This window comes from Nigerium sp., from assembly GCF_039811905.1.
Classification (GTDB): Bacteria; Actinomycetota; Actinomycetes; order Propionibacteriales; family Propionibacteriaceae; genus Propioniciclava.
The window spans coordinates 29,295-56,046 of the sequence record NZ_JBDHZL010000009.1; the positions used below are offsets into that span (position 1 = coordinate 29,295).

The 26,752-nt window shown below is 73.0% G+C and carries 23 protein-coding genes and 2 riboswitches; of the genes, 8 read left to right on the plus strand and 15 right to left on the minus strand.

What is annotated here, in order from left to right; all coding sequences use genetic code 11:
- Positions 1-67: 67 nt before the first annotated feature.
- The 7 genes from menD to WMJ97_RS03620 form a co-directional block, all read right to left on the minus strand.
- On the minus strand, positions 68-1,714 hold the full coding sequence (menD, locus tag WMJ97_RS03590) for a 2-succinyl-5-enolpyruvyl-6-hydroxy-3-cyclohexene-1-carboxylic-acid synthase (RefSeq protein ID WP_347347590.1): 1,647 nt from the start codon (positions 1,712-1,714) through the stop codon (positions 68-70).
- On the minus strand, positions 1,711-2,670 hold the full coding sequence (locus tag WMJ97_RS03595; protein ID WP_347347591.1) for an o-succinylbenzoate synthase: 960 nt from the start codon (positions 2,668-2,670) through the stop codon (positions 1,711-1,713). The genes menD and WMJ97_RS03595 overlap by 4 nt, the downstream gene beginning before the upstream one ends.
- A gap of 1 nt (position 2,671) precedes the next feature.
- Positions 2,672-3,547, minus strand: a complete 876-nt coding sequence (locus WMJ97_RS03600; RefSeq protein WP_347347592.1) for a 1,4-dihydroxy-2-naphthoate polyprenyltransferase — start codon at positions 3,545-3,547, stop codon at positions 2,672-2,674.
- A 71-nt stretch (positions 3,548-3,618) separates the two neighbouring features.
- On the minus strand, positions 3,619-3,987 hold the full coding sequence (locus tag WMJ97_RS03605; RefSeq protein WP_347347593.1) for a DUF488 domain-containing protein: 369 nt from the start codon (positions 3,985-3,987) through the stop codon (positions 3,619-3,621).
- Positions 3,987-4,820: an aldo/keto reductase gene (locus WMJ97_RS03610; protein WP_347347594.1), complete on the minus strand. Its 834-nt coding sequence runs from the start codon at positions 4,818-4,820 to the stop codon at positions 3,987-3,989. Before WMJ97_RS03610 ends, WMJ97_RS03605 begins: the two co-directional genes overlap by 1 nt.
- Before the next feature lie 59 nt (positions 4,821-4,879).
- Positions 4,880-5,452: a DinB family protein gene (locus WMJ97_RS03615; protein ID WP_347347595.1), complete on the minus strand. Its 573-nt coding sequence runs from the start codon at positions 5,450-5,452 to the stop codon at positions 4,880-4,882.
- Between the two features lie 82 nt (positions 5,453-5,534).
- Positions 5,535-6,662: an AMP-binding protein gene (locus WMJ97_RS03620; protein WP_347347596.1), complete on the minus strand. Its 1,128-nt coding sequence runs from the start codon at positions 6,660-6,662 to the stop codon at positions 5,535-5,537.
- A gap of 17 nt (positions 6,663-6,679) precedes the next feature.
- Here WMJ97_RS03620 and WMJ97_RS03625 point away from each other — a divergent pair, with 17 nt between their 5' ends.
- Positions 6,680-6,934, plus strand: a complete 255-nt coding sequence (locus tag WMJ97_RS03625; protein WP_347347597.1) for a PLDc N-terminal domain-containing protein — start codon at positions 6,680-6,682, stop codon at positions 6,932-6,934.
- Positions 6,935-6,988: 54 nt separating this feature from the next.
- Here the strand turns inward: WMJ97_RS03625 and WMJ97_RS03630 are convergent, their stop codons facing one another.
- From WMJ97_RS03630 to WMJ97_RS03655, 6 genes are all read right to left on the minus strand, one after another.
- The gene (locus WMJ97_RS03630) at positions 6,989-7,654 is read right to left on the minus strand and encodes a response regulator transcription factor (protein WP_347347598.1); all 666 of its coding nucleotides are present in this window, start codon (positions 7,652-7,654) and stop codon (positions 6,989-6,991) included.
- Complete coding sequence (locus tag WMJ97_RS03635) at positions 7,651-9,969, minus strand: ATP-binding protein (protein ID WP_347347599.1); 2,319 nt, start codon at positions 9,967-9,969, stop codon at positions 7,651-7,653. The genes WMJ97_RS03630 and WMJ97_RS03635 overlap by 4 nt, the downstream gene beginning before the upstream one ends.
- 103 nt (positions 9,970-10,072) lie before the next feature.
- Positions 10,073-10,525 carry a deaminase gene (locus tag WMJ97_RS03640; RefSeq protein WP_347347600.1) on the minus strand — a complete coding sequence of 151 codons (453 nt, stop codon included), beginning with the start codon at positions 10,523-10,525 and terminating at the stop codon, positions 10,073-10,075.
- Between the two features lie 101 nt (positions 10,526-10,626).
- The gene (locus WMJ97_RS03645) at positions 10,627-11,640 is read right to left on the minus strand and encodes an ABC transporter substrate-binding protein (protein WP_347347601.1); all 1,014 of its coding nucleotides are present in this window, start codon (positions 11,638-11,640) and stop codon (positions 10,627-10,629) included.
- A gap of 23 nt (positions 11,641-11,663) precedes the next feature.
- Positions 11,664-12,458, minus strand: a complete 795-nt coding sequence (locus WMJ97_RS03650) for an ABC transporter permease (RefSeq protein WP_347347602.1) — start codon at positions 12,456-12,458, stop codon at positions 11,664-11,666.
- A gap of 91 nt (positions 12,459-12,549) precedes the next feature.
- Positions 12,550-12,675: riboswitch (FMN riboswitch) on the minus strand.
- Positions 12,676-12,730: 55 nt separating this feature from the next.
- Positions 12,731-13,222 (minus strand): GNAT family N-acetyltransferase, encoded by a 492-nt coding sequence (locus WMJ97_RS03655; protein ID WP_347347603.1) that lies wholly within the window; start codon positions 13,220-13,222, stop codon positions 12,731-12,733.
- A 166-nt stretch (positions 13,223-13,388) separates the two neighbouring features.
- Here WMJ97_RS03655 and WMJ97_RS03660 point away from each other — a divergent pair, with 166 nt between their 5' ends.
- From WMJ97_RS03660 to thiC, 7 genes are all read left to right on the plus strand, one after another.
- The gene (locus tag WMJ97_RS03660; protein ID WP_347347604.1) at positions 13,389-14,585 is read left to right on the plus strand and encodes a nucleotide disphospho-sugar-binding domain-containing protein; all 1,197 of its coding nucleotides are present in this window, start codon (positions 13,389-13,391) and stop codon (positions 14,583-14,585) included.
- A gap of 110 nt (positions 14,586-14,695) precedes the next feature.
- Positions 14,696-16,105 (plus strand): glycoside hydrolase family 1 protein, encoded by a 1,410-nt coding sequence (locus WMJ97_RS03665; protein ID WP_347347605.1) that lies wholly within the window; start codon positions 14,696-14,698, stop codon positions 16,103-16,105.
- A 148-nt stretch (positions 16,106-16,253) separates the two neighbouring features.
- Complete coding sequence (locus tag WMJ97_RS03670; protein ID WP_347347606.1) at positions 16,254-17,213, plus strand: pyridoxal-phosphate dependent enzyme; 960 nt, start codon at positions 16,254-16,256, stop codon at positions 17,211-17,213.
- Positions 17,210-18,691, plus strand: coding sequence for an FAD/NAD(P)-binding protein (locus WMJ97_RS03675; RefSeq protein ID WP_347347607.1), 1,482 nt, complete (start codon positions 17,210-17,212; stop codon positions 18,689-18,691). Before WMJ97_RS03670 ends, WMJ97_RS03675 begins: the two co-directional genes overlap by 4 nt.
- Positions 18,684-20,087 carry a Y4yA family PLP-dependent enzyme gene (locus WMJ97_RS03680; protein ID WP_347347608.1) on the plus strand — a complete coding sequence of 468 codons (1,404 nt, stop codon included), beginning with the start codon at positions 18,684-18,686 and terminating at the stop codon, positions 20,085-20,087. The genes WMJ97_RS03675 and WMJ97_RS03680 overlap by 8 nt, the downstream gene beginning before the upstream one ends.
- Positions 20,088-20,212: 125 nt before the next feature.
- Positions 20,213-22,201 carry a KUP/HAK/KT family potassium transporter gene (locus WMJ97_RS03685; RefSeq protein ID WP_347347609.1) on the plus strand — a complete coding sequence of 663 codons (1,989 nt, stop codon included), beginning with the start codon at positions 20,213-20,215 and terminating at the stop codon, positions 22,199-22,201.
- 158 nt (positions 22,202-22,359) lie between these two features.
- Positions 22,360-22,467: riboswitch (TPP riboswitch) on the plus strand.
- Positions 22,464-24,155 (plus strand): phosphomethylpyrimidine synthase ThiC, encoded by a 1,692-nt coding sequence (thiC, locus tag WMJ97_RS03690; protein ID WP_347347610.1) that lies wholly within the window; start codon positions 22,464-22,466, stop codon positions 24,153-24,155. Its footprint overlaps the riboswitch before it by 4 nt.
- Positions 24,156-24,685: 530 nt before the next feature.
- Here the strand turns inward: thiC and WMJ97_RS03695 are convergent.
- Positions 24,686-25,576 carry a VOC family protein gene (locus tag WMJ97_RS03695; RefSeq protein WP_347347611.1) on the minus strand — a complete coding sequence of 297 codons (891 nt, stop codon included), beginning with the start codon at positions 25,574-25,576 and terminating at the stop codon, positions 24,686-24,688.
- A 115-nt stretch (positions 25,577-25,691) separates the two neighbouring features.
- Positions 25,692-26,531 carry a VIT family protein gene (locus WMJ97_RS03700; protein ID WP_347347612.1) on the minus strand — a complete coding sequence of 280 codons (840 nt, stop codon included), beginning with the start codon at positions 26,529-26,531 and terminating at the stop codon, positions 25,692-25,694.
- Positions 26,532-26,752 lie beyond the last annotated feature (221 nt).

Below are 26,752 nucleotides of genomic sequence, written 5' to 3' on the forward strand. Positions count from 1 at the left end.
CCGGCGGTGGCGGTGGAGGCAACGTATCGCACCGACGGGCGTCGCCCGTCGGCCTCGGCGGCGTCGGTTAGCCGGCAGCGTCGGGTGGCGCGGCCAGCCGCTCATTGATGGACCGGCGGGTGTCGCGATCGATCGGGACGACCAGCACCTCGACGCCGCGCGGCGGACGGGCCAGGGCGTCCGGGACGTCCGCGAGCGCGATCCTGCTTGCCCGCACCCCATAGGACGCCGCGAGCGCCGCCAGGTCGACGCCGGCCGGCGTGGCGAAGGCGCGCTCGAAGGCGTCCGCGAACGAGGGCGACCCGTACTCGAGCGTCGCGAAGATCGCGCCCCCGGAATCGTCGGCCACGACGACCCGGAGGTCGGGGACGGGCTCGTCCGGCCCGAGCGCGAGGCCGTGGGAGTCGTGCAGGAACGTCAGGTCGCCGCACAGCAGCGTCGTGGGCCGGCCCGCGCCGAGCGCGACCCCGGCCGCGGTCGAGACCGTGCCGTCGATGCCCGCGAGGCCGCGGTTGGCGTAGACCTCGGGCGGCTCGCCGGCGATCGGCGTCAGGTCGAGGTCGCGGACGCCCTGGGACGCCCCGGCCACCAGCACCTGAGGCGTCCGGCCGGACTCGGTGTCGCCGCAGCAGGACGCCCAGACCGCCCGCGCGAGGGCCCAGCCGGAGGCGTCCCCGGCCGTGAGGCGGGCGACACGGGCGGAGGCCGCGGCGTCCGCCTCGCGCCAGCGCGGCAGCCAGGCGGGGTCGGCGGGCGGGAGCTCCGCGTCGCGGAGGACCCGGGTCACTCGCCAGCCTGGGTCGGGCCAGCGGTCGGAGGCGGCGATCGCCACCACCTCGACGTCGGGACGCGCCAGCAGCCGCGAAACGGGCCGCGACAAGGTCGGATGCCCGACGACCACCACGCGCTCGATCTCGTCGGCCAGCGGGGAGGCGAGCAGGAGGCGTCCGCAGGCGAGGGCCGCATCGCCCCGCCGGGCGTTGCTGGACGGCTCCGCCACCAGCGGGACGCCGGCCGCGGCGGCCAGGCCGGCCCAGGCCGCGGCGAGCGCGGGCGCGGCGTCCCCGGCGACGACGACCGTCGGCGGGCCGGGGTCGAGTGCCGCGAGGTCGCCCGCGCCGGCGCCCTCGGGCCCGCGCCCGTCGACCACCGCCGACGCCGCGGCCGGCCCCGGGGCGCCGCCCACGAGCGGCTCGGACAACTCCACGTTCAGGTGCACCGGCCCCGGCGCGCCGGCCGCCAGCAGGCCCGCCCTGGCCGCCTGCGCGTGCCAGGACGCCTCGGGCGCCCGGTCGCTCACCCGGGCCGCCCAGGCGACGAACCCGCCGAAGAGGCCGACCTGGTCGGTGGTCTGGTTCGCGCCGAACCCGACGAGCGCGGCCGGCCGGTCGGCGGTGACGACCAGCAGCGGGACGCCCGCGTGGCCCGCCTCCATGACGGCGGGCAGCAGGTTGCCGGCGGCGGTTCCCGACGTCGTGACGACCGCCGCCGCCCGCCCGGACGCCTTCCCCAGCCCGAGCGCGCAGAACGCCGCCGACCGTTCGTCGATGCGCACGTGCAGCCGCAGCGCGCCGGCCGCGTCCGCCGCGTGGGCCGCGAGCGCGAGCGGGGCGCTGCGCGAGCCCGGGCACAGCACGACGTCGGTCACGCCCTGGGCGATCAACTGCCCGACCAGGACGTTCGCGCAGCGCTGCGCCGCGGACGCCTCGCTCATCGCCACCCCTCCTCCGGCTCGGCGACGCCCATCGTGGCCCAGCGCTCGCGCCAGGACGCCTCGGCCTCGGCGTCCAGCCAGTCGCCCTCCGGACGCACCAGGACGTCGCGCACCACGATGCGCCCGCCCTCCGCCACGAGCGGCTCGGCCACCACGTCGTCGGCGAGCAGGGTCGCGGTGTTGAGCCCGCAGTCGTAGGGCAGGTCGGGCAGCGCGGCGGCCAGGGCGAGGCCGGCGCGCAGGCCCACGGACGTCTCCAGCGCGGACGACACGACCACCGGCAGCCCGAGCGTCTCCGCCAGCCGCAGGCACGCCCGGACGCCGCCCAGCGGCTGCACCTTCAGCACCGCCACGTCGGCGGCGCCGAGCGCGACGACCCGCTCCGGATCCCCCGAGCGCCGGATCGACTCGTCGGCCGCGATCGGCACGTCGACGCCGGCCCGCGCGAGGCGCAGCCGCAGGTCGGCGAGCTCCTCGGCGGTCGCGCAGGGCTGCTCGGCGTACTCCAGCCCGAAGCGGGCCAGCTCGCGCAGCCGGACGAACGCCTCCTCGACGCTCCAGCGGCCGTTCACGTCCACCCGGACGCGGCCCTCGGGGCCGAGGGCGTCCCGCACCGCCTCGACGCGGGCCACGTCGTCGGCGAAGGTCTGCCCGGCGTCCGCGACCTTGATCTTCGCGGTCCGGCACCCGGACGCCGCGGCTCGCGCGTGGGCGTCCTCGGGGCCGAGCGCGGGCACCGTGCAATTGACGCCGACGGCGTCCCGAACCAGCGGCGGAAACCCGACCGCGGCCGCCTCGACGGCGGCCGCCCACCAGGGGTTGATCTCGGGGGCGACGTACTCGGCGAACGGGCTCCACTCGGCCCAGCCCGCCGGACCGCGCACGAGGACGCCGCGCCGGCGCGTCAGCCCGCGAAAACGGGTGACGAGCCCGACGTCGTACGGAAGCAGGCGCATGTCAGCCCACCGCGACGCCCACGAGCAGCCCCACGGCCCCCAGCAGCTCGGCCAGCCCGACGAGCTTCAGCACCCGGATGAGGTCGCGCCCGGACGCCCCGCCCAGCACCATCCGCACCGGGCCGGCGAGCAGGACGAACATCGTCAGGCCGAGCAGGGCCCAGCGCGTCGTGGTGAGGGCCACCTGAACGACGGCGAACACGGCCACCGCGACGAGGACGACGAACAGCCACCGCGTCCGGCGGTCCCCGAGGCGGACGGCGAGGGTCCGCTTGCCGGAGACGGCGTCCGAATCGAGGTCGCGCAGGTTGTTGGCGACGAGGATCGCGCAGGCGAGCGCCCCGATGGCGACGGCCGCCCAGACGGACGCCTCCGGCACCCTCAGCGCCTGCACGTACGTGGTGCCGCAGACGGCGACCAGCCCGAAGAAGACGAACACGAACAACTCGCCGAGCCCGGCGTAGCCGTAGGGGTGGTGGCCGCCGGTGTAGAACCAGGCGGCGGCAATCGCCAGGACGCCGACGCCCAGCAGCCACCAGGTCTGTGTCAGCCAGACCAGGGCGAGACCGGCGACCGCGGCCACGCCGAAGCAGCCGAACGCCGCCCCCCGGACGACCGTGGGCCTGGCCGACCCCGCGCCGACGAGCCGGAACGGCCCCACCCGGTCGTCGTCAGTACCGCGGATGCCGTCGGAGTAGTCGTTCGCGTAGTTCACGCCGATCTGCAGGGCCAGCGCGACGACGAGGGCGAGCGCGGCCCGCCCGAGGTCGAGCCGCCCGAGGTGCAGCGCGATCGCCGACCCCGCGACGACAGGCGCGAACGCCGCTGGCAGCGTGCGCGGACGCGCACCCTCGACCCACTCCGCCACCGTCGCCACGAACGCCCCCTCTCCCGAATCCCGGACGATCCTTTCACCTCCGGGCCGCCCGCCCCACCGAAACCGCCGGATCACGCCCGTCGGGGCCCACCTTCGTCGCCCGTCAGATAGTCGCGCAGGACGACGGCCTCGTTGTGCTCGGTGTCCTTCGCGCCGAAGAGCAGCGTCACCGTGTCGTGCTCGGCGACGACCCGGCGCAGGTCGTCGACCGCCGGGTTCTCGTCGAGCTCGGCCCGATAGCGGGCCTGGAACTCCTCCATGCGCTCGGGGTCGTGGTGGAACCACGTGCGCAACTCGGTGGAGGGGGCCACCTGCTTCTCCCACAGGTCCACGTGCGCGTCGGCCTTCCGGACGCCGCGCGGCCACAGCCGGTCGACCAGCACCCGAAAGCCGTCGCCCGGGGCGGCGTCCTCGTAGACCCGCTTCACTTGCAGCGTCATCAGAACTCCTCGTACGTCGCCGGATCGAGCCCATGGAGGCGCCCATCGGGACGCCCCAGCGCGGTGATCGCCTCGACATCGCCCGGCGTCAGCGTGACGTCGAGCGCGCCCAGGTTCTCGATCTGCCGCGCGTCGGAGGCGGCCTTCGGCACCGGCACCGCGCCGCGGGCGAGGTGCCACGCCAGCACCACCTGGCCGGGAGTCGCCCCGACCGTCTCCGCGACCCTCACCACCGTGGGATTGTTCAGCAGGTCGTTGCCGCGGCCCAGCGGGCTCCACGACTCGGTGAGGATGCCGTGCCCGGCGTCGTAGGCCAGTTGCTCCGCCTGGGGGAAGTAGGGGTGCAGCTCGACCTGGTTGACGGCCGGCAGCACGCCCGTCTCCCGCTGCAGCCGGTCGAGGTGCTCGGGGAGGAAGTTGCAGACGCCGATGGAGCGGACCAGGCCCCTCTGCTGAGCCTCGATCAGCGCGGTCCACGCCTCGACGTACCGGTCGGTGATCGGGTTCGGCCAGTGGATGAGGTACAGGTCGAGGTAGTCGAGCCCAGTGCGGTAGACGCTCTCTTCGATCGTGACGCGCGCCTCGGCCGGGTCGTGGTGGCGGCCCGGCAGCTTCGAGGTCACGATCAGCTCCGATCGATCGCGGCCCGACGCGCGCACAGCCTTGCCGACCGCCCCCTCGTTCTCGTAGTTGAACGCCGAGTCGATCAGCGTGTAGCCCTTCTCGATCGCGCGCGCGATCGCGTCCGCCCCCTCGGCGCCGTTGAGCTGGTAGGTGCCGAAACCCAGCACGGGCAGACGCAACCCGTCGCGGGCGGTTCGTGTCGGAATCATTCCGATCCTTCCGTTCGATTCGCTGCCGAGGCTACTCCGCACCCCGGATGCCGCCGGCGTCACCCCACCAGGGGCCGGTGCGCGTACAGATCGCGCAGCAGCGCGATCTCGGCGCCGTGGTGGATCAACTCGCGGTTGATGTGCAGCACCAGCGTGGCCCGCGGCGCGTCGGCGTACTGCGGCGGCTCGGCGTCGCCCACCGGGGCCGCCAGCGCGTCGCCCCGCCATGATCGGACGCCCTCCAGCCAGCGCTCGTACAGCGCGTCGAGCCGCCGCAGCGCCTCGCCGGCCGTGCCCGGATAGTCGTAAGACCCGTAGTCGCACGGCTCACCGCCGAAGTGGCCCGCGATGCGCGCGCCGAGGACGCCCACCAGCACGTGCGACAGCCGCCACGCGATCGTGGTCACCGGAGCCGGCTCGGGTGGCGGGTAGACGAAGTCGATCGTCCACTCCCCCGTGCCCCACAGCGTCTCGGCGCTCGAGCACGTCCGCGGACGCACGTTCCACGCCCCGGCCACCGGCTCCCAGAAGTACTCCTCATCGCTCAGCCCCTCCAGACGCGGCCGCAACTGCGACCGCCAGTGCCAATCGATCTGCTCCACCAACTCGCCCGTGACATCCAACCGGTTCACCGCCCACTCCTCACGCCCGCGCCCTGCGTGGAACAATACACACGTTCGATTCTTCCTGCAAGGGGGCGTGCCGCGGCGGTTGTCAGCCCACCCACCACGCGCGCAGCGCGCGGCGGTCGATCTTGCCGGACGCCGTGAGCGGCAGCGCGTCCACCGTGCGTACCTCGCGGGGCAGGGCCGCCGGCTCGAGCGCCGAGCGCAGGGCCGCGCGGGCGTCCTCGGTCGTGCGCCGCCCGGTGCCGGCCGCGACGACGCGCGTCCCCCATTCGGAATCGGGGACGCCGAGCAGCACGAGCCCGCCGGCGTCCGGGGGGCCGAGCACGGCGTCGGCCGCCCGCTGGGCCGCGGCCAGGTCGACGTTCACGCCGCCCGAGATCACGACGTCGTCTACCCGGCCCAGCACCCGCAGGCGTCCGTCGCTCCAGGTGGCGCGGTCGGAGGTGCGGAACCTCCGGACGCCCGCCTCCTCGCCCAGCACCGGCGCGGTCAGGTCGGGGCGCAGCCGGTAGCCCGAGAACACGCACTCGCCGGCGATCCCGACGGTGCCGCGCTCGTCGAGCGACACCCCGACGCCGTCGAGCGGGACGCCGTCGTAGACGCAGCCGCCGCAGGTCTCGCTCATACCGTAGGTCTGCACGACGTTGAGGCCGGACGCCGCGGCGGCCCGCGCGAGCCCCTCGTCGAGGCGCGCCCCGCCGACGAGGATCGCGTCGAAGGCGGCCAGCCGCCGCGCCAGGCCCGGGTCGTCCAGCGCCCGGAACAACTGGGTGGGCACGAGGGACAGGTAGTGCCGGCCCGCCCCCTCGGCGGCGAGGCCCGCCAAGTCGCCGGGGGCGAAGCGCGGGGCCGTCCCGGCGAACCAGGCGCGCACCAGGGTCATCACGCCCGCGACGTAGTGGGTCGGCAGCGCGCAGGTCCAGGTTCCGGGGCCGCCGAGGCGGCGATGGGTGGCGTCGGCGGATGCCCGCAGCGACCCCGCCGACAACACGACCCCCTTCGGCTCCCCCGTCGAGCCCGACGTCGCGACGATGAACGCGGCGTCCGGCTCGGCCACGGGGACGTCCGGGCGGAGCATCGCGAGCGTCCGGGCGTCCCCGGGGCGCACGGGCGCGACGACGGCGTCACCGGCCAGGGCGGCGCCGAGGCGCCCCCACAGCGCGTCGGGCGGCACCGCCTCCACACGCTGGTTCGCGGGCCCTGACTTTGCCATGCAGGTATCGTAGAAGCATGCCCCGCGTCCTGTTGATCGTGCTTGTCATCGCCTTGATGATCTACGCGCTGGTCGACCTGGCGCAGACGCGCGAGCGTGGGCAGAGCCGGCTGATGCCGCGGTGGCTGTGGGTGGCCGCGATCGTGTGCCTGCCCGCGGCGGGAGCGCTGGCGTGGCTGTTGCTGGGGCGTCCGGAGCAGTCCGGCCCCCAGGTGCCGCCGGGGCGTCCGCGGGCGCCCGACGACGACCCCGACTTCCTGCGCGGCCTGTAGCTCCGGCCGCCCCGACGCTCCGGCCGTTCGCCGGCGTCAGCCCTGGCCGCCCGGCTACTGCATCGGCTCGACGGGCGGCACGATGCCGTCCTCGATCGCCCGGCGGAACAGCTCCAGTTTGGACGCCGCCGGCCGGTCGACCTGGGTGTACTTGGCGCGGATGCGCTTCAGGTACTCCTTGACCGAGTTCTCGGTGATGTAGAGCTTGCGCGCCACCTCGGGGATCTCGAGGCCGGCCGCGTACAGGCTCAGCACCTGCCGCTCGCGGGCGCCGAGGCTGGCGGCGACGTAGTCTTTGTCGCCCTCGATCGCGGCCAGGATCTCCTGGCTGATCACGTGCTGCCCACCCGCGACCGCGACGATGGCGTCGATGGTCTGGGCGATGGGCTCGGCCTTGCGGCACACGCCTTCCGCCCCGCCCGCGAGCGCGCGGCGCAGCAGCCGGGTGTTGTCGGCGATGGAGTACACCAGCACCTTGTACCCCTCGGCGCGCAGGGCCTCGGCGTTGTCTTTCGGATCGGAGTCGTCGGCCAGTTGGAGGTCGAGCAGCACGACCTCGGCGTCCGTCGGCCCGGAGAGGAAGTCCACGACGTTCTCCGCCGTGCCGATGAGGGTCACGCGATCGTCGGGCTTCGCGGCCAGGGCCGCGGCCATGCCGACGCGGATGGCCTCGTGATCGTCGATGATGGCTGTTTTGATGGGGGGATTTTTCTCAGTCATGGAGTACTCGTCGCGATCGTTCCGTGGGTATCGATGGTGGTCAACTGAGTCTCCCCTGCCGGGTCGACACGCAGGATAGTAACAACGTCGTCGTATCCTTCGGGCGCTGTACGCGCCACTACGCGACCACCTGTCGCATCCTTTACCACTTCTTCGAGACGATCGAGCGTGTGCTGGCGCACCCCGTCGGGCAGCCGCGAGCCCCGGTTGTCGACCAGCGTGACCTCGACGCCGCGCAGGCGCGCCTGCGCGATCGCCGTAGCCAGCGAGGGTGATTTGAGGTTCGACGCCCGAATTCCGTCGCGCAGTGTGCCCTCCATCAGCAGGCACTCCTCGCGGTCGGCGTCCGTCAGGTCGGCCCGGACGTCGCCGATCTTGCGCAACATCGCACCGACCTGCCCCTGCAGATCGGTCAGCCAGACCTCGCGCAACACGAGCTTGCTGAACACCGCGGCGTTCGCGGACGCCGCTTCCCCGGACGCCTGCTGCGCGGTCTCGATCTGCGTCGCGATCGAGTCGAACCACCAGAACAGGAACGTCAGCAAGGCCAGCCAGGCGACGGGCATGAGCCCGACCGTCAGCGCCTGCGACAAGGGCGGGCGCCCGACCAGGGCGGCCACCAGCACGACGAGCGCGAACTCGCCCGCCCCTGCCCACGCGTGGACGCGGTAGCCGCGGATCATCAGCATCACGAGCAGGAGCATCACGGCTCCGGCGAACCAGGTGGTGTGCCCGGGCCACGCGCCGCGCGGCATGGCCAGCAGGCTCAGCACGGTGATGGCCAGCGTGCCCCCGACCACGGCCCAGGCCTGCCAGGCGGGCAGCTCGCGGCGTCCGAACCCCGCGAGGCCGAGCGCGACCGACACGACCGTCAGGACCAGCGCGACCCCGCCCAGCATCGGCTGCTCGAGCGCGCTCAGCGACCCCACGCCCACCAGCAGGTACAGCGAGAGCAACCCCAGCGCGAGGAGGGTGAACGGGCGCGCCTGCAGGCGCGAGAGCAGCGGGTGATCGTCGGGGTGCTCGACCGAGTTGTAGCGCTGCGTCACCACCGGCTTGGGCCGCTCGCCCGACCAGGTGAGCCGCACCGAGGTGCCTTCGCCCACGGTCGAGCGCACGGACGCCGACCCCCCGATGGTCTTCATGCGCTCGTGCAGCGACACCCGGATGCCGAGCCGCTCGGCCGGCACCTGGTCGAGGTCGAATCCGATGCCGTCGTCGGACACGTCGATCATGACGTTCACGCGCCGCACGGACGTCGACACCACGAGCTCGACCGTCACCTCGGACGCCCGCGCGTGCTTCTCCGCGTTCAGCGCCGCCTCGCGGGCCGCCTGGGTGAGGACGCGGACGCTGCGGTGCGGCACCGCGACCGGAAGCTCGGGGATCTGGCCGTGCACGACGGCCCGCGGGCAGACGCTGGCGATCACGTCGGCGATCAGCTGGACGACCTGCTCGGCCGGCACGTCGGCCGTCGATTCCGCCCCGACGTCGGCGCTTTCGAGGCTCGCGATCGTGGACTGCGCCTGCGCGGCCAGCGCCGGATCGTGCCCCGGGCCGCTCTTCGCCGCGGCGACCAGCGTGGTCATGACCTCGTCGTGGACGAGCGCGTCGAGGCGCCGACGTTCGTCGACCAGCGCCTGGCTCACGGCCGCCTGAACCCGCTCGGCCTGAGCGCGCACCAGCGAGTTGTCGAGCGCGCGGGTCGCCCGGCGCAGCAGGTGCAGCACGAGCAGCAGCGCGCCCGGCTGGACGCCGAGCATCAGCGCGTCCTGCGCCGCGAGCACCAGCCCGGCCGAGCCGCCGCTCGGCGTCAGCCTGAGCAGGAAGAACGCCAGCGTGACGACCGACCCGTAGATCACCGCGATGCGGATCGTCGTGGCGAGCGCCGCGCAGATCGTGCCCAGGCCGAGGCAGAGCCACAGCCACGGCGTCCCGGCGCTCGGGGCGCCCGGCTGCCAGGCCAGCGGCCAGGTGACGAGCCCGAGCAGCACGAACGCGGCGTACAGGGCCGCGATCGGCCGGACGCCGCGGTGCGACCACGCGTACACCGGCATCAGGAAGGACGCCGCCAGCAATCCGCCGCCGATCGTGGACAGCCAGACCGAATGCAGAGACGACAACTGCTCGCTCGCCGACGAGATGCCCGGCACGACCGTGCCGATGCAGAAGAACGCGACCGCGCTGTCGATCCAGCGCGAGAAACCCGTGGTGGTGACGTCAACGGCCGGCAGCAAGGACGTCGGCTCCAGGGCGTCGTCGGACTCGGCACCGGTGCCTGTTCGTTCGACGCTCACCATTCTCCGTTCGGGCATGACGATCACTCAGCCCCCGACAGTCTAGGCGACACGCCCCTTTGACGCCCCCGCGCGGGTGACAAGTTGCCGTCGTTCTTGCCGACCCCGTGTCGCGATCGATTCATGCCCACGTGACGAGCCCCTGACCGTCCAGTTCCCCGTCCGGCCACACGGCACGGACGATGCCCGCCGCCGCCAGCGCCTTGCGGCAGCCCGGGCACGGCGGGTCGGTGATGTACGCGGTCGCGCCCTTCGTGTCGCGCGTCGCGAACAGCAGCGCGTTCACCTCGGCGTGGATCGCGATGCAGAACCCGGCCGTCCCCGGCCGGTCGTAGTCGCCGAGCCCCGGGACGACGTCGTAGCCGAGTTGCCCGCGCGGGCACGCGCCCTCCAGGCAATCCGGACGCCCGGGCGCCGCCCCGTTGTACCCGGTCGCGATGATGCGCCGGTCGTGGACGAGCACGGCCCCGACAGCCCGCCGGGTGCACTTGGCTCGCCGGGCGACGGCGTCGGCGATGCCGAGAAAGTAGTCGTCCCAATCGGGGACGACGCGCGGCGATGCGATGCCGGACATGGGTGGGAGGGCCTCCTGGGGTGCGGGCGCCTCATCATAACGGGGTCACGCCGGGCCGAGGACCGGTTCTCAGCCGGGCGCGACGCCCGCAGGCGAGGTGCTCAGGCGAGCGGCTGCGTGGAGATGGCCTGGGCGGCGTCCACCGGCTTGCTGGTCAACCCCTGTTCGGCCATGAAGGACGCCATGGCCGCCCAGCGGGCCTCGTCGAGGCGTCCGTCGATCGTGCTTGTGCCCTTCCACAAGGGCAGCGTCGCCTCCAGGGTCGCCTTGGCGCGCGCCTGGGCGGCGGTGTCGTTGGCGAGCTGCGGGATGTACGTCCGCGACGTCGTCAGCGCGGCGTCCGGGTCGGCCACGGTCCGCTGGACGCCGGCGACGGTCGCCCGCGCGACCGCGCGGGCGGCGTCCGGGTGGGCGTCCAGCCAGGAGCGGGTGGTGATCAGGCTGATGCTGACGAGCGGATTCTGGCCCTCCGGGGCCAGCGGGATGGTCCGCGTGGCGAAGCCGGCCTGCCGGAACTGGACCTGGTCGTTGTTGGAGAAGCCGACGATCGCGTCGACCTTGCCGGTCGTCAGCGCCGCCTGCTGGGTGTACCCGATCTCGTTGATCTTGACGTCCGATTCGGCCAGCCCCGCGCTCTTGAGCGCGACCTGCAGCCCGAACCACGTCTCGCCGTACCTCCCCGGGACGCCGATCGTGCGGCCCTTCAGGTCGCTCAGCTTCGTGATCGCGGACGCCTGCGGCACGATCACGACGACGGGGTACGTCCGGTAGTACTGGGCGATGGCGACGAGGTCCATGCCCTCGGCGCGGGCCTGCAGCAGCTCGTCGCCGCCGGCCACCACGACGTCCTCCTGGCCGGCCGCCAGCGCGGTGAACAGCCCCTCGTTCGCGCCGTGGTGGCGCAGGGTGACGTCGGCGCCGGCGTCCGCGAACAGCCCTTGGCCGGCCGCGACGTAGTACGGCGCGAACTGGATGTTCGGGATGTAGGTGAGCCCCATCGTCACCTTCGCGGGCGCCGCGGTCGTCGGGCTGGCCGCCGACGGGGACGCCGCGGGCGAAGCGCAGGCGGACAAGGACAAGGCGAGACCGACGACGAGGGCGAGGAGACGACGCACGGTGGTGATCCTTTCGAGGGCGCTCACGACGCGGACGATCCGCGCAGCGACGAGACGACGCGGGAGCGCCGCTCGACCAGGTAGATGAGGGAGTACAGCAGGGACGCGATCGCGCACAGGATCAGGATCGTCGCGAACATGCCGGCGGTGTCGAGCGAGTCCCGCTGCATGGTCAGCAGCTCGCCCAGGCCGGCGCCGCCCATGACCATCTCGCCGACGACGGCGCCCGTGACCGACAGCGTGAACCCGTTGCGCAGGCCGCCCAGGATGCTCGGCAGGGCCAGCGGCAGCTCCACCTCGGTGAGCAGCGCCCGCGAGCCCGCCCCGTCGATGCGGGCGGCGTCCACGACGCGGGCGTCCACGTGACGGAGCCCGACCACCGACGCGACCAGGATCGGGAAGAACACGAGCAGCGCGCACAGCAGGACGATCGGCACGAGCCCGTAGCCGACCCACAGCACGAGCAGCGGGGCGAGCGCGATCGCGGGGATCGCCTGCGTCGCCCCCAGAAACGGCAAGACGGCCGAGTTGAACCAGCGGCTGCGGTGGATCAGCACGGCCAGCGGCAGCGCGACGGCCGAGCCGAGCGCGCAGCCGCCGAGCGCCTCCAGGAGGGTCGCACCGATCGCCCCCCACACGCCGGAGCCGCCGAGCAGCGCGACGAGCCGGGTGAACACGGCCCCGGGGCTGGGCAGCAGGTAGGCGGGCGGGTCGGTCGCCCAGATCGTGACCTGCCAGCCGACGAGCAGCAGCGCGCCGAGCAGCCACGGCGCCGCGCGCAGGCCGATCGCCTGCTCACGAGTGCGTCTGTCGCTCATGGCCCTCCGGTCGGGTGCGCCCCGGGCCACGCTTCGAACGAAGCAGGACGCCTCGGCGCGCCGGGCCAAGCCCGACGGACGCGGCAGCGCCCCGTGCCTCCTCCCCTCCGGACTCTCACCGTCGGCTCCGGACTTCCACCGGATCGGCCGGCACCGGAAGGTGCCGGGTCGCGGGCTCTCACCGCCGGTTCGGACTTGCACCGACCCCGGGGCACGTTTGCAGCCCGATCCTAGCGCGGACGGGGGTGGGGCTCAGGACAGATCGTGCCTGCTCAGGACAGATCGTGGCGGAACGTGGTCAGCTCGACCTCGGGCCGCGGGCTCCAGTCGCGCTCGGGCAGGGCGACGAAGCCCAGATCCTCATACAGCGCGTGCGCCGTGGTCATCCAGGGGGCCGACGAGATCACGACGGCCGACAGCCCGATGTCTTTCGCGCGCCCGAGGCACGCCTCCACGAGCTGGCGCGCGATGCCGAAGCCGCGCGAGTCGGGCAGCACGCCGAGCTGCCGGAACTCGCCCTCGTCGGGCAGGGCGATCTCCCGCTGGGACGACCCCGGCGGGCACCAGGTGACCGAGCCGACGAGGCGTCCGTCGAGCTCCGCGATGATGAACTGCGACCCGGACGCCTCCAGCGGCGCCCGTTCCAGCGTGCGGTAGTGCGGGTCGTCGTAGCTCAGCGCGCCGTCGGCGACGTAGGCCTCGCTGACGACCCGGCCGACCTCGACGAGTTCGTCGGGACGGGCGTCACGGATCGTCAGGATCATGCTGCGCATGCTAACGCCGCGCGGTTCGGCCGACGGCGGCGTCCGGGCCTGGGCGCGCAGGGTTTCCTACAACCCGGTCCTGACAACGTCAGATAGCGAAAAGGTGATGGCAACTGGTTGTCATGGCGCCCGGCATAGGCTGTGGGCGGAAGAAAAGGAGGCCGCCATGGCCCGCATCCTGATGTCCTGCGTGCCGGCGTACGGCCTGGCCAACCCGACGTTCCCGTTCGCGCGGGCGCTCGTGGCGGCCGGGCATCACGTCGACTACCTCATCCCGTCGTCGTTCCGCCGGGCGGTCGAGAGAACCGGCGCCACCCACCTCCCCTACGCCGACTACCTCGACGGCCCGATCGTGCGCCCCGACCAGCTCGTCCGGCACGGGCGCCGGCTCTTCCGCGACCAGGACGCCGAGCTGCTGGCCCGCGGCCGCGACTACGACGCCGTCGTGGCGGGCGGCATGAACCCGCGCATCCCCGAGCTGGAGCACGCCCTCGACCGGCCGGTGATCTTCCTCTCGCCCGTCTTCTTCCAGCACGACCAGGTGATCCGGCACCTCGCCGGGCTGGCCGACGCCCTCCCGGCGCCGGCCCGCCGCGTGTTCGCCGACCGGCGCCTGCGGCGTCCGGTGATGGGCGTGGTGGGGGCCGCGATGGGCTGGGGCCGCGACTTCGACGTCGTCGCGATGATGGGGCCGCGGTCGTCCACGCTGAACATCTCGCCGGCGAGCCGGTACTACCAGCCCTGCGACCACCTGTTCGGCGACCGATGCCTGTTCGCCGGCCCGACGCCGACGCTCGCGGCGTCCGACGACTCGTTCCCGATCGACCGGCTCCGCGACCACGACGGGCCGGTGATCTACGGCACGCTCGGCACGGTCTTCAACAGCTGGACGCCGTTCTTCCGGACGCTCGCCGCCGCCTTCGCCGGCTCCAACGCCCTGCTCGTGCTGACCACCGGCAACGCGCGCCGCCTGCGCGAGGTGGGGCCGATGCCCGCCAACGTGATCGTCTCCGACTTCGTCCCGCAGACCGACGTGCTGCGGCACGCCGACCTGTGCTTCACCCACGGCGGGTTCGGCAGCGCGACCGACACGGTCGCGATGGGCGTCCCCGCGATCTTCACGCCGATGGGCGCCGACCAGTTCTTCAACGCCTACCGCATCCAAGAGTTGGACGCCGGCCGCGTCCTGCCGAAACGCGACTTCACCCCCGCGAACGCGCGCCGGCTGGCCGACGAAGTGCTCCAGACGCCGCCCGCGGGGCTGCCGCGTCTGCGGCGCTCGTTCCTGGACGCCCCCGGCCCGGCCGCGGCGGTCACCGCGATCGAGGAGGTCATCGCCGGGCGGAGCCCCACGCTGCCCTGAGCCCGGCTTGGTGACGCGGTGCGCCCCACGGACGCCGACGCAGTCACCGCCCCCGGCTCGGCGGCGTCCGCCCCTCCCCCTCACCCACGCGGATAGACAAGGATGGAGCAATGGACACCACTTTCCCCGACGGATTCCTGTGGGGCGGCGCCGTCGCCGCCAACCAGTACGAGGGCGCGTACCTCACCGACGGCAAGCTGCCCTCGATCCAAGACGTGATGCCGCAGGGCATCCTCGGCCCGGCCACCGACGAGCCGACGCCCGACAACCTCAAGCTCGAGGGCATCGACTTCTACCATCGGTACGCCGACGACATCGCGCTCTTCGCCGAGATGGGCTTCAAGATCTTCCGCTTCTCGGTCGCCTGGAGCCGCATCTTCCCGAACGGCGACGAGCTCGAGCCGAACGAGGAGGGTCTCGCCTACTACGACCGCGTGCTCGACGAGCTCGACAAGCACGGCATCCAGGCCATGATCACGATCAGCCACTACGAGACGCCGCTGCACCTGGCGAAGAAGTACGACGGCTGGGTCAGCCGCGACCTGATCGGCTTCTACGAGCGGTACGCGCGCGTGCTGTTCGAGCGGTACGGGCACCGGGTCAAGTACTGGCTGACGTTCAACGAGATCAACGCCGTCATGCACGAGCCGCTGCTGTCGGGCGGGATCTGGACGCCGAAAGACAAGCTGTCCGACCAGGACAAGTACCAGGCGATCCACCACGAGCTCGTCGCGTCGGCGTCCGTGACGAAGATCGCGCACGAGATCAACCCCGACATCCAGGTCGGCTGCATGGTCATCGCCATGCCCACCTACCCGCTGACGCCCGACCCGCGGGACGTGTGGGCGGCGACCGAGACCGACCACAGCAATCTCGCCTTCAGCGACGTCCACGTGCGCGGCCGCTACCCCGGCTACTTCCTGCGCACCCTGCGCGAGAAGGGCATCGAGCTGGACATCACGGACGCCGACCGCGAGACCCTGACCCACACCGTCGACTTCGTGTCGTTCAGCTACTACATGAGCGTGTGCGAGACGGCCGACCCGGCCAAGAAGATCAAGGGCCAGGGCAACATCATGGGCGGCGTCCCCAACCCGACCCTGCAGGCGTCGGAGTGGGGCTGGCAGATCGACCCGATCGGCCTGCGGTGGATCCTCAACCAATTCTGGGACCGCTGGCAGAAGCCGCTGTTCATCGTCGAGAACGGCCTGGGGGCCAAAGACGTGCTGGTCGAGCGCGACGGCGTCCCGACGGTCGAGGACGACTACCGCATCGAGTACCTGAACGACCACCTCGTGCAGGCGCGCGAGGCCGTCGAGGACGGCGTCGAGTTGCTGGGCTACACGTGGTGGGGGCCCATCGACGTCGTCAGCGCGTCGAGCGCGCAGATGAGCAAGCGGTACGGGTTCATCTACGTCGACCGCAACGACGACGGCTCCGGCACGCTGGAGCGCCACAAGAAGAAGTCGTTCGACTTCTATCGGGCGGTCATCGAGTCCAACGGCGCGAGCCTGGCCTGAATCTCGAGGACGGCGCGTCCTGAGAGGACCAGACCCGTGCTGGGATGTGGACGGACACCCACCCGGGTGTACCCGGGCCACCTGACGGGGTGTGGGCGTCGCCGTCCCCTGAGCGTTAGGTTCAGCGCATGACGAGGCGGTCAGGGCGGTGACGAGGGCGGGCGTCCTCAGCACGATCGGTGGCACGCCGCTGGTGCGGCTGCAGCGCCTGCACGGGCGCGAGGACGTCCGGGCGTGGCTGAAGCTCGAGAGCGCCAACCCCGGCGGGAGCGCCAAGGACCGCACCGCCCTCGCCCTGTTCACCGACGCGGTCGAGCGCGGCGCGATCACGCCGCGGTCGACGCTGGTCGAGTCCAGCTCCGGCAACTTCGGCGTCGCGGCCGCGCGCCTGTGCCTGCTGCACGGCGTCGGTTTCCACTGCGTGGTGGATCCGCGCGCGAACCGCGTCACCGTCGCGACGATGCGCGCGCTTGGCGCCCACATCCACGCCCTCACCGAGCCGGACCCCGAGACGGGCGACTGGCTGGTCGCGCGGCGGGCGAAGGTGCGCGAGCTGCTCGCCACCCTTCCGGACGCCGTCTGCCTCGACCAGTACAGCAACCCGGCCGCCCCGCGCGCCCACGCCGACGGGACGATGACGGAGATCGTCGAGCAGCTCGGCCGCCCGCCCACGACGCTGTACACCGCGACCTCCACGACCGGGACGATCGGGGGTTGCCTGGCGTATGTGCGCGAGCGCGGCCTGGCCACCCGCGTGGTCGCCGTCGACGCCCAGGGCAGCGTCCTCTTCGGCGGCGAGCGGGGCGAACGTCCGCTGTCGGGCTACGGGGCGGGCATGGTGCCCCCGCTGGCCGAGGGGCTGACGCCGGACGCGGTCGTCCGGGTGAGCGCCCTGGACGCCGTCCGCGGGTGCCGGCGGCTCGTCGCCACGGAGGGCGTGCTGGCGGGGGGGTCCACGGGAGCGGTGGTGAGCGCGTTCCTGGCGGACCTGGATGCGACGGACGCCGGGGCCGACGTCGTGCTGATCTGCCACGACGGAGGCGTCCCGTACCTGGACACCGTCTACGACGACGCCTGGGTCGCCGAGCATCTGGGCGGCCTGCCATGAGGATCGCCGTCGTCGGGGGCGGCCCCCGCGCCCTGTGGGCGCTCGAGAGCGTGCTGCAGGCGGTCCGCGAGGGCGGGCACGCCTGCGCGATCGACGTCTTCGACCCCCACCCGGACGGGCGCGGCTCCGCCTACGCGTCCGGCCAGCCGGACTATTTGCGGCTCAACGTGAACTCGGCCATCATCCGGACGGGGCTGGGCTCCCTCGACGGCTGGCGCGCCGACCGTGGCGAGCGGCGTCCGCTCGATCCGTTCCCCGCGCGGTCGCTGGTGGGCCGGTTCCTCAGCGAGAGCTGGGACGCCGCCGAGCGGACGGCGGGCCGCTGCGCCCCGCGCCGGATCGCCGCCCGCGTCACCCGGGTCGAGCCGAGCGGATCCGCGTGGCTCGTCGCCTACCGCCCGGGGCCGGAGGGCGCACCGGCGGAACACGAGGGCCGCTACGACCACGTGCTGCTCGCCACCGGGCACGAGACGGCCTGGCCGGACGCCTGGCGGGCCACCCAGCCGGACGCGCTCCCGGCGCTGCCCGTGTCCGGCCTGACCGACGCGGCCGTACCCGCGGGCGCGCGGGTCGCGGTCCGCGGCGCCGCGCTCACGTTCATCGACGCCGCGCTCGCCCTGACCGAGGGACGCGGCGGCACGTTCGCCGCGGACGGCTACCAGCCCTCCGGGCGGGAGCCCCGGCTGCTCCCGTTCGGCCGGGGCGGCCGGTTCCTCGAATGCAAGCCGCAACCCGGCGGCCCCCTCGCCGGCCTCGACCTCACCTCGGCCCGGATGCGGGGGGCCGTCGCCCTGGCCGAGAGCCGCGGCGACCCGGACGCCGTCGCCCGCGCGGTCGCCGCCACCGCCGAGGGGTTCCTCCGGGCCGCGCACGGCCGCGGCGACGTGGACGCCGTGCTGGCCGGGCGCGACGCCGGCGACCCGGTGGCCGACCTCCGCCGCTCGTACGCGGTCGCGACGGGCGACGCACGTCCGCACGCCGCCTGGGCGGTGGGGCAGGCCTGGCAGGACCTCTACCCCGCCATCGTGGACGCCGTCGGCTACGAGCGCTGCCCCGCCGCCCGGTGGCCCGCCTTCGCGCGCCTGGCCCGTCGGCTCGAGCGCGTCGCGTTCGGGCCGCCGCCGGTGAACGCCGGCAAGCTGCTCGCCCTCGTGGACGCCGGCGTCGTGGCCGCTCCGGCCTCCGCCTGCCCGCCCGCCGCCCGCCACGTCGACGCGGTGCTCGCGCCCCCGGGCGTCGTCCCGGGGTCGCTCGCGGCGTCCCTCGTCGACCGCGGGATCGCCGCGTGCTCTCCCGGACGCCGCGGCCTGCGCGTGACCGGGGACGCCGCCGTGGTGGGGCCCGGCGGGCGTCCGCACCGCGGCCTGGCGGCCGTCGGACGCGTCACCGAGGACGTCGTGATCGGCAACGACACCCTCTCGCGGACGCTCCACGACGCGATCCCCCGCTGGGCCCGCCGGGTGGTGCGCGATGCCTGACGACCTGGAGTTCCTCGCCGGGGATCCGCCGCTGACGCCCCGCGTCGAGCCGTGGCTGCGCCGGCTGCTCGCCGACCCGGACGCCTGCGCCGCCCTCGTCGCCGAGTTCGGCTCGCCGGTCAACGTCCTCCACCCCGCGCCCCTGCTGCGCAACGCCGCCGAGCTCGTGGACGCCGCCCGCGCGGCGGGCGTCCGGGCGGAGGTGTACTTCGCGCGCAAGGCGAACAAGGCGGTCTCGCTGGCGACGACGGCGGCGTCCGGGGGTCACGGGGTCGACGTGGCCAGCGAGCGCGAGCTGCGGCAGTGTCTCGAGGCCGGCGTCCCGGGCGAGCGCACGATGGTCACCGCCGCGGTCAAGACGGACGCCCTGCTCGCGCTCGCGCTCGATGCCGGCGCGACGGTCTCGCTCGACCATCTCGCCGAGCTCGACCGCGTGCGTTCCCTCGCCGCCGGACGCCGCCCGCGCGTCGCCCTGCGCCTGGCGCTGCCCCCGGACGCAGGCCTGCCGCCGACGCGGTTCGGCGAGCTGGCCGAGGTCTGGCTCGCGACGGACCTCGGCGGCGTCGAGGTCGCCGGCGTCCACTTCCACCTGCACGGGTACGCGGCCGCCGACCGGCTCGTCGGCCTCGACGCGGCCCTCGCGCTCGTGGACGCCCTCGCCGAGCGGGGACACCGGCCGGCGTTCGTGGACATCGGCGGCGGAGTCCCGATGAGCTACCTCGACGATCGCGCCCAGTGGGAACGCTTCTGGGCGGTCATGGACGCCGGGAGCGACGAGGCGTCCCTGCCGACGTGGAAGGGGCACCGGCTGGGCCGGGTGTACCCGTCGTGGCAGTCCCCCGTCCGCGGCGCGTGGCTGGCCGGACTGCTCGGCGAGCGGCTCGGCGCCCGGCCCGGCGAGCCCGGCGTCCCGGGGGCGCCGACGGCGTCCGAGGCCCTGGCGAGCCGGGGGCTGGCGCTCCGGCTGGAACCGGGCCGCAGCCTCGTGGACGGTTGCGGGGCGACGCTGGCGCGGGTCGCCTTCCGCAAGCAGCGCAGCGACGGGGTGGGGCTGATCGGCCTCGAGATGAACCGGACGCAGTGCCGGACCACCGCCGACGACTTCCTCGCCGACCCAGTGCTCGTGCGCGCGCCCGGGCGTCCCCACCGCGCACACGCCGCCCACCCGGACGCCCCGGCGTCCGACTTTTTGGTGGGGGCCTACTGCATCGAGGACGAGCTGATCCTGCTGCGGCGCCTCGCGGCGGCGTCCGTGGAGGTCGGCGACCTGGTCGCGTTCGTGAACACGGGCGGCTACTTCATGCACATCCTGGAGAGCGCGTCCCACCAACTGCCGCTCGCCCGCAACGTGGTGTGGCGCGACGGCTCCGGGGAACTCGACCCGATCGATCGGTGAGCACCGCCCCGCGGCCAGGACGCTCCCCGTCCCCGCAGTTTTTCGAAACGCTTGCGAACGGCGTTCTGCGCGCGCGATTGTTTTGCCGTGCTGTCCTGACTGGGCAGGCGACGAAGGAGAATGAGATGAGCTCACCCGATCCGGCGCGGGCGCCCCGCGGACGCCGCCCGGCCGGCCCCTCCGAGCTGGCCGATTGGGATCAGACGATCTCCCTGCCCGCGGTCGGCCACGGCCACGGGGCCGTCGGCGGCCTGGCGCTTACGGCCCTCGGCGTCGTGTTCGGCGACATCGGCACGAGCCCGCTGTACTCACTGCAGACGGTGTTCAGCGCCGAACACAACGCCGTCGCCCCCACCCGCGAGGACGTGTTCGGCGTCGTCTCCATGGTGTTCTGGGCGATCACGATCGTCGTCTCGTACTGCTACTGCTACCTGATGATGAAGGCCGACAACGAGGGCGAGGGCGGCATCCTGTCGCTGGTCGCGATGCTGCGGCGCACGCTGGCGTCCCGGCCGAAGCTGGTCGGCATCGCGCTGACGATGGGCATCCTCGGGGCGTCCCTGTTCTACGGCGACTCGGTCATCACGCCGGCCATCTCGGTGATGTCGGCGATCGAGGGCCTCGCGGTCGTCGACCCGAGCTTCCAGAGCCTCGTGCTGCCGCTGTCGCTGATCGTGCTGACCGTGCTGTTCTCGGCCCAGCGCTTCGGGACGGCCGCCGTCGGACGCCTCTTCGGCCCCGTCATGTGTCTGTGGTTCGTCACGCTGGCCGCCCTGGGGCTGCCGCACCTGCTGTCGCGGCCCGAGATCCTGGGGGCGATCTCGCCGCACCACGCGCTGGCGTTCGCGATCGCGCGTCCGGGGGTGGCGTTCATCGCGATGGGCGCGGTCGTCCTGACGGTCACCGGCGTCGAGGCCCTGTACGCCGACATGGGTCACTTCGGGCCGAAGCCCATCCGGCTCGCGTGGTTCTGCCTGGTGTTCCCGTCGCTGGTCATCGCGTACATGGGGATGGGGGCGATGATCCTGAGCGACCCCCGGACGATCGACAACCCCTTCTTCCATCTGGCGCCCGACTGGGCCCGCATCCCGCTCGTCGTGCTCGCCACGCTGGCGACGGTCATCGCCTCCCAGGCGGTGATCTCGGGGGCGTTCTCGGTGTCGCGGCAGGCCGTCCGCGCCGGGCTGCTGCCCCGGCTGAACGTGAAGCACACCTCCAAGCAGGAGGGCGGGCAGATCTATATCGGCTCGATCAACTGGATCCTGTTCATGGGCGTCCTGCTTTTGATCGGCGTCTTCCAGTCGTCGTACGCGCTGGCGAGCGCGTACGGGCTGGCCGTGACCGGCACGCTGCTGCTGGAGATCACGATCTTCCTCATGCTGGCCCACTTCGTGTGGCGCGTGCACCCGGTGAAGATCGGCATCGCGCTCGTGCTGATCGTCGGCATCGAGCTCGTGTTCTTCCTGGCCAACGTGGCGAAGATCCTCCACGGCGGCTGGCTGCCGCTGCTGATCGCCGGCACGATCGTGACGATCATGATGACCTGGCGCCGCGGCAGCAGCGAGGTCGCCGAGCGGCGGGCCATCATCGAGGGCCCGCTGGCGGAGTTCATCGACCTGGTGCGCGAGGGCCACGTCCGGCGCGTGCCCGGCCTCGCGGTCTTCCCGCACCCGGACGCCAAGACGGTCCCGCTCGCCCTGCGGCAGAATTTGGAGTTCAACCACGTCCTGCACGAGCATGTCGCGATCGTCACGATCATCAACGAGAACGTGCCGCACATCCGTCACGTCGACCGCGCCCTCGTGAACGACCTCGGGTACGCCGACGACGGCATCGTGCACATCTCGTACCGGGTGGGCTTCAACGACAGCCAGTTCGTGCCGAAGGCGCTGGCGTGGGCGCAGGGCAAGACCCCCGAGATGGACCTCGACCCGAGCGAAGCCCGCTACTTCCTGTCGTCGCTGCGCCTGCAGCCGCGCGACGTGCCGACGCTGCGGCCACGCTGGCGACGCCAGATCTTCCTGTGGCTCTCCCGGAACGCGGCCCAGCGCACCCAGGACTTCCACCTGCCCGCCGAACGCACGATCGTCATCGGCGGCAACCTGGAGATGTAGCGGCCGGCGCCCGGACGCTGCGTCCGGGCTCTGGCCCGGCGTCCGTCGTTCGAGGACGCCTCTCCCGCCCATGCGCGGACGCCCCCGGCGCCGGCCGGCGCCGGGGGCGTCCTGATGGAAACGTCCCCACCGGGGGACATCGGTGGGTACTGTGGTGCCCGTTATCTCGCGGGAGTCCCGGCAGGGGCTGAGATCAGGCTGAGGCCGCCTGGACCGTCCGAACCTGTCCGGATCATGCCGGCGAAGGAAGAGAGGATCCTTCATGACTTCCGTTCACCCTCAGCACCGTCTCGACTACGTGACCGACGGCGACGTCCGCGTCCCCGTGACCGCGATCTCGCTCGCGGATTCACCCGACGGCCCCAACGAGGACGTCCGCGTCTACCGCACCAGCGGCCCGGACGCCGACCCGACCGTCGGCCTGCCGCCGCTCCGGGAGGACTGGATCCTGGCGCGCGGCGACGTCGAAACCTACGACGGCCGCACCCGGAATCTCCTCGACGACGGCCGCGGCGCGGTCCGCCGCGGGGAGGCGTCCCAGCGGTGGCACGGCCGCCGCAACCCCGTGCGGCGGTCGGCCGACGGCAGGACGGTCACGCAGATGCACTACGCCCGGCGAGGCGAGATCACCCCCGAGATGCGGTTCGTCGCGCTGCGCGAGAACGTGGACGTCGAGCTCGTCCGGGCGGAGGTCGCCGCGGGTCGCGCGATCATCCCGGCGAACGTGAACCACCCCGAGAGCGAGCCGATGATCATCGGGCGCGCGTTCCTGACGAAGGTGAACGCGAACATCGGCAACTCGGCCGTGACGAGCTCGATCGAGAAGGAGGTCGAGAAGCTGCGGTGGTCCACCCGGTGGGGCGCCGACACGGTCATGGACCTCTCGACGGGCGACGACATCCACACCACGCGGGAGTGGATCCTGCGCAACTCGCCGGTCCCGATCGGCACCGTGCCGATGTACCAAGCCCTCGAGAAGGTGGACGGCGTCGCCGAGGACCTCACCTGGGAGGTGTTCCGCGACACCGTCATCGAGCAGGCCGAGCAGGGCGTCGACTACATGACGATCCACGCGGGCGTCCTGCTGCGCTACATCCACCTGACGGCCCGGCGCGTCACCGGCATCGTGTCGCGCGGCGGCTCGATCATGGCGGGCTGGTGTCTCGCGCACCACACTGAGTCGTTCCTGTACGAGCACTTCGACGAGCTGTGCGAGATCTTCGCGCGGTACGACATCGCCTTCTCGCTGGGGGACGGCCTGCGTCCGGGGTCGATCGCGGACGCCAACGACGAGGCGCAGATGGCCGAACTCCGGACCCTCGCCGAGCTCACCGAGCGCGCCTGGGCCTACGACGTGCAGGTGATGGTGGAGGGCCCGGGCCACATCCCGCTGCACCTCGTGCCGGGCAACGTCGAGGTCGAACAGGACTGGTGCAAGGGTGCCCCCTTCTACACGCTCGGGCCGCTCGTCACCGACATCGCCCCCGGCTACGACCACATCACGTCGGCGATCGGGGCGGCCGTCATCGCTCAGCACGGGACGGCGATGCTGTGCTACGTGACGCCGAAGGAGCACCTCGGCCTGCCGAACCGCGACGACGTGAAGACGGGCGTGATTACCTACAAGATCGCCGCCCACGCCGCGGACCTCGCCAAGGGTCACCCCGGCGCCCAGGTGCGCGACGACGCCCTCAGCAAGGCCCGGTTCGAGTTCCGGTGGCGCGACCAGTTCGCGCTCTCCCTCGACCCGGAGACCGCCGAGGCCTTCCACGACGAGACCCTGCCCGCGGAGCCCGCCAAAACCGCCCACTTCTGCTCCATGTGCGGCCCGAAGTTCTGCTCGATGCGCATCAGCCAGGACATCCGCGACCAGATGGCCACCAAGTCGCGCGAGTTCATCGAGTTGGGCAGCCACGTCTACCTCGATCAGGACGCCGTGGGCGCCGACCGCTGAGTGCGTTCGCGAGGGGCGTCCCGGGGCGCCCCTCGCCCCGAACGCGCCCGGCTTGTCCGGTCAAGGTCGGCACCCCTGACCGTTCCGGCCACCCACACCCTGATCGGTTACCGGCACCCTGACCGGACCGGCCACCCACACCCTGACCGGCCTGCTCCCCCGTCACCCGTCGCCCCTCTTCACCGGCCCGTTCCCCTCAGCACCCTGACCGGCCCGTTCTCACCACGACGGGTCGAGCGGGGCCCCGCTCAGGGGTCGCCTTCCAGAACGAGCCAGTCAGGGTCGACGGCCGACGGCCGACGGCCGACGGTCGGCGGTCGGCGGTCGGCGGCCAGGGCCCCAGCTCCCGGGTGCACGACCGCTGTTGTTTGCTCACCAGTCGTGGGCAAACAACACGGTCGTGAAGACCGCGACCCCTCGGGGTGCGCGGCTGCACCCGGCGAGGGCGGTGTGCCGCGCCGTCGTCCGGTCGCCCGTCGTCCAACCGCGCGGCGTCCAGCGGGCCGTCGTCCGCCCGTCGCCCGGCCGCCCTACCCGAACCGCGCGATCTCGATCTTCTTCATGCCCAGCAGCGCCTCGTAGGCGCCCGGCTTGGTCATGAGCTCGTCCAGGTTGTCCGGGACGACCTGCCAACTCACCCCGAACCGGTCGGCGCACCAGCCGCACTGTTCGGCGTCCGGGTCGACGCTGAGCTGCTCCCAGGAGCGGTCCAGCTCGTCCTGCCCCGCGCACTCGACCATCAGCGACACCCCGCAGGTGAACGTGTCGATGCCCTCGACGCCGGAGTCCATGGCGGCGAACCACTGCCCGAGCAACTCGGCCTCGCCGAACATCAGGGCGCCGGGTGCCGCGGGCCCGGTCTGCTGGGGATAGGGGGCGAGGTGGCCGACGCGTCCGCCGAAGACCCCCGCGTAGAACTCGAGCGCTTCGCGCGCCCGGTTCTGGGCGGGTCCGCTGAACAGGAGCGACGGGATCACGAACGGACGCGGCTCACCGGCCGGGTCCGTCAGCATCAACTGCCACGTCACCCCGTACCGGTCGGCGACCCAGCCGTACCGGCTGCTGAAGGGGTAGGCGTCCAACGGCATCAGGACGCGGCCGCCCTCGCTCAGCGCCGCCCACAGCTCGTCGAGGTGCTCGCGGGCCTGCGGGTCGAAGGCCGGGTCGAAGTTCAGCATGAACGAGATGGACTGGTTCACGGGGAACTCCGGTCCGGCGTTGATCGCGATCAGCCGGTAGCCGGCGATCTCGAACTCGACCGTCAGGGGCAGCCCCGCGTACTCCTTCTGGAAGTCGGGCAGCCCCTCGGTCGGGTAGTGCTGCGTGGCGGTGACGCGTCCGCCGGGGAACACGGACGCGTAGAACTCGGCCGCCTCGGCGGCGACGTGGTCGAACCAGATGGTGGGGACGATGCGTTGCATGGCGATCCTCTCTCGGCCGGGCCGGCGCCGCGCACGACGAACGTGCGGGCCGACGCCTCACTGTCGCAGACCGGACGCCCGCGTGGCACCCCAGCCCCGCGGCTGTCGCGGAGGGCTACAGCGAGACGCCCACGAGGTGCCCGACGGCGTAGGTGAGGCCCATGGCCAGCGACCCGACGACGACGTTCCGCAGCATCGGGCGCACCGGCGACCCGCCGCCCAGCCGCGCGCTCGTGAACCCGGTGAGCATCAGAGCCGCGAGCACCGCGCCGACCGTCGCCGGCACGCGCACGGACGCGGGCGACAGCACCATCGTCAGCAGCGGGATCAGCGCGCCCAACGCGAAGGCGGCCATGGACGCCCACGCCGCCTGCCAGGGGCTCGTGCGCTCGTGGGCGCTGATGCCCAGCTCGGCCTCGGCGTGGGCGGCGAGCGCGTCGTGGGCGGTCAGCTCGCGCGCCACCTGCAGGGCCAGCCCCTCGGAGATGCCCTTGGCGCGGTAGATGCCGGCGAGCTCGCGAAGCTCCTCCTCGGGACGCTCGGCCAGCGCGCGGCGCTCCATGTCGAGTTCGGCGATCTCGGTGTCCTTCTGGCTGCTGACGGAGACGTATTCGCCGCCCGCCATCGACAGGGCCCCGGCGACCACACCGGCGAGCCCGGCGATGAGCAGGGCGAGCGAGTTGCTGGACGCGCCCGCCACGCCCATCACGAGCCCGGCGGTCGAGACGATGCCGTCGTTCGCCCCCAGGACGCCCGCGCGCAGCCAGTTCAGCTTGCGTCCCAGGCCGCCGGTGCGCTCGGCCGGCTCGGGGACCGCCGCGAGAACCGGCGCCGGGCCGGCGCTGCTGAGGTCGGGGCTGCGCAGGCCAGCGCTGTGAAGGCCGGCGCTGTGAACGTCGGCGCTGTGAACGTCGGCGCTGCTGAAGTCGGCGCTCGTGAGATCGGCGGTGCTCATGGCACCACTGTGCGCCGCGCATAACGATGTCCGCAAGCAAGGTTTGGCGTGCCTAACCCGGCCCCGACAAGGGGTTTCTTAGGCAAGCCTCAGCACACGCGGCCCTCGCCGACACGCCGGCCGCGGCGTCCTCACCGCTGGAGCAGAGCGCCGCTCAGGCGCTCGAGCTCGTCGTCGTCGAGCGCGAGCTCGGCGGCCCGCGCGGAGTCGATGACGGACGC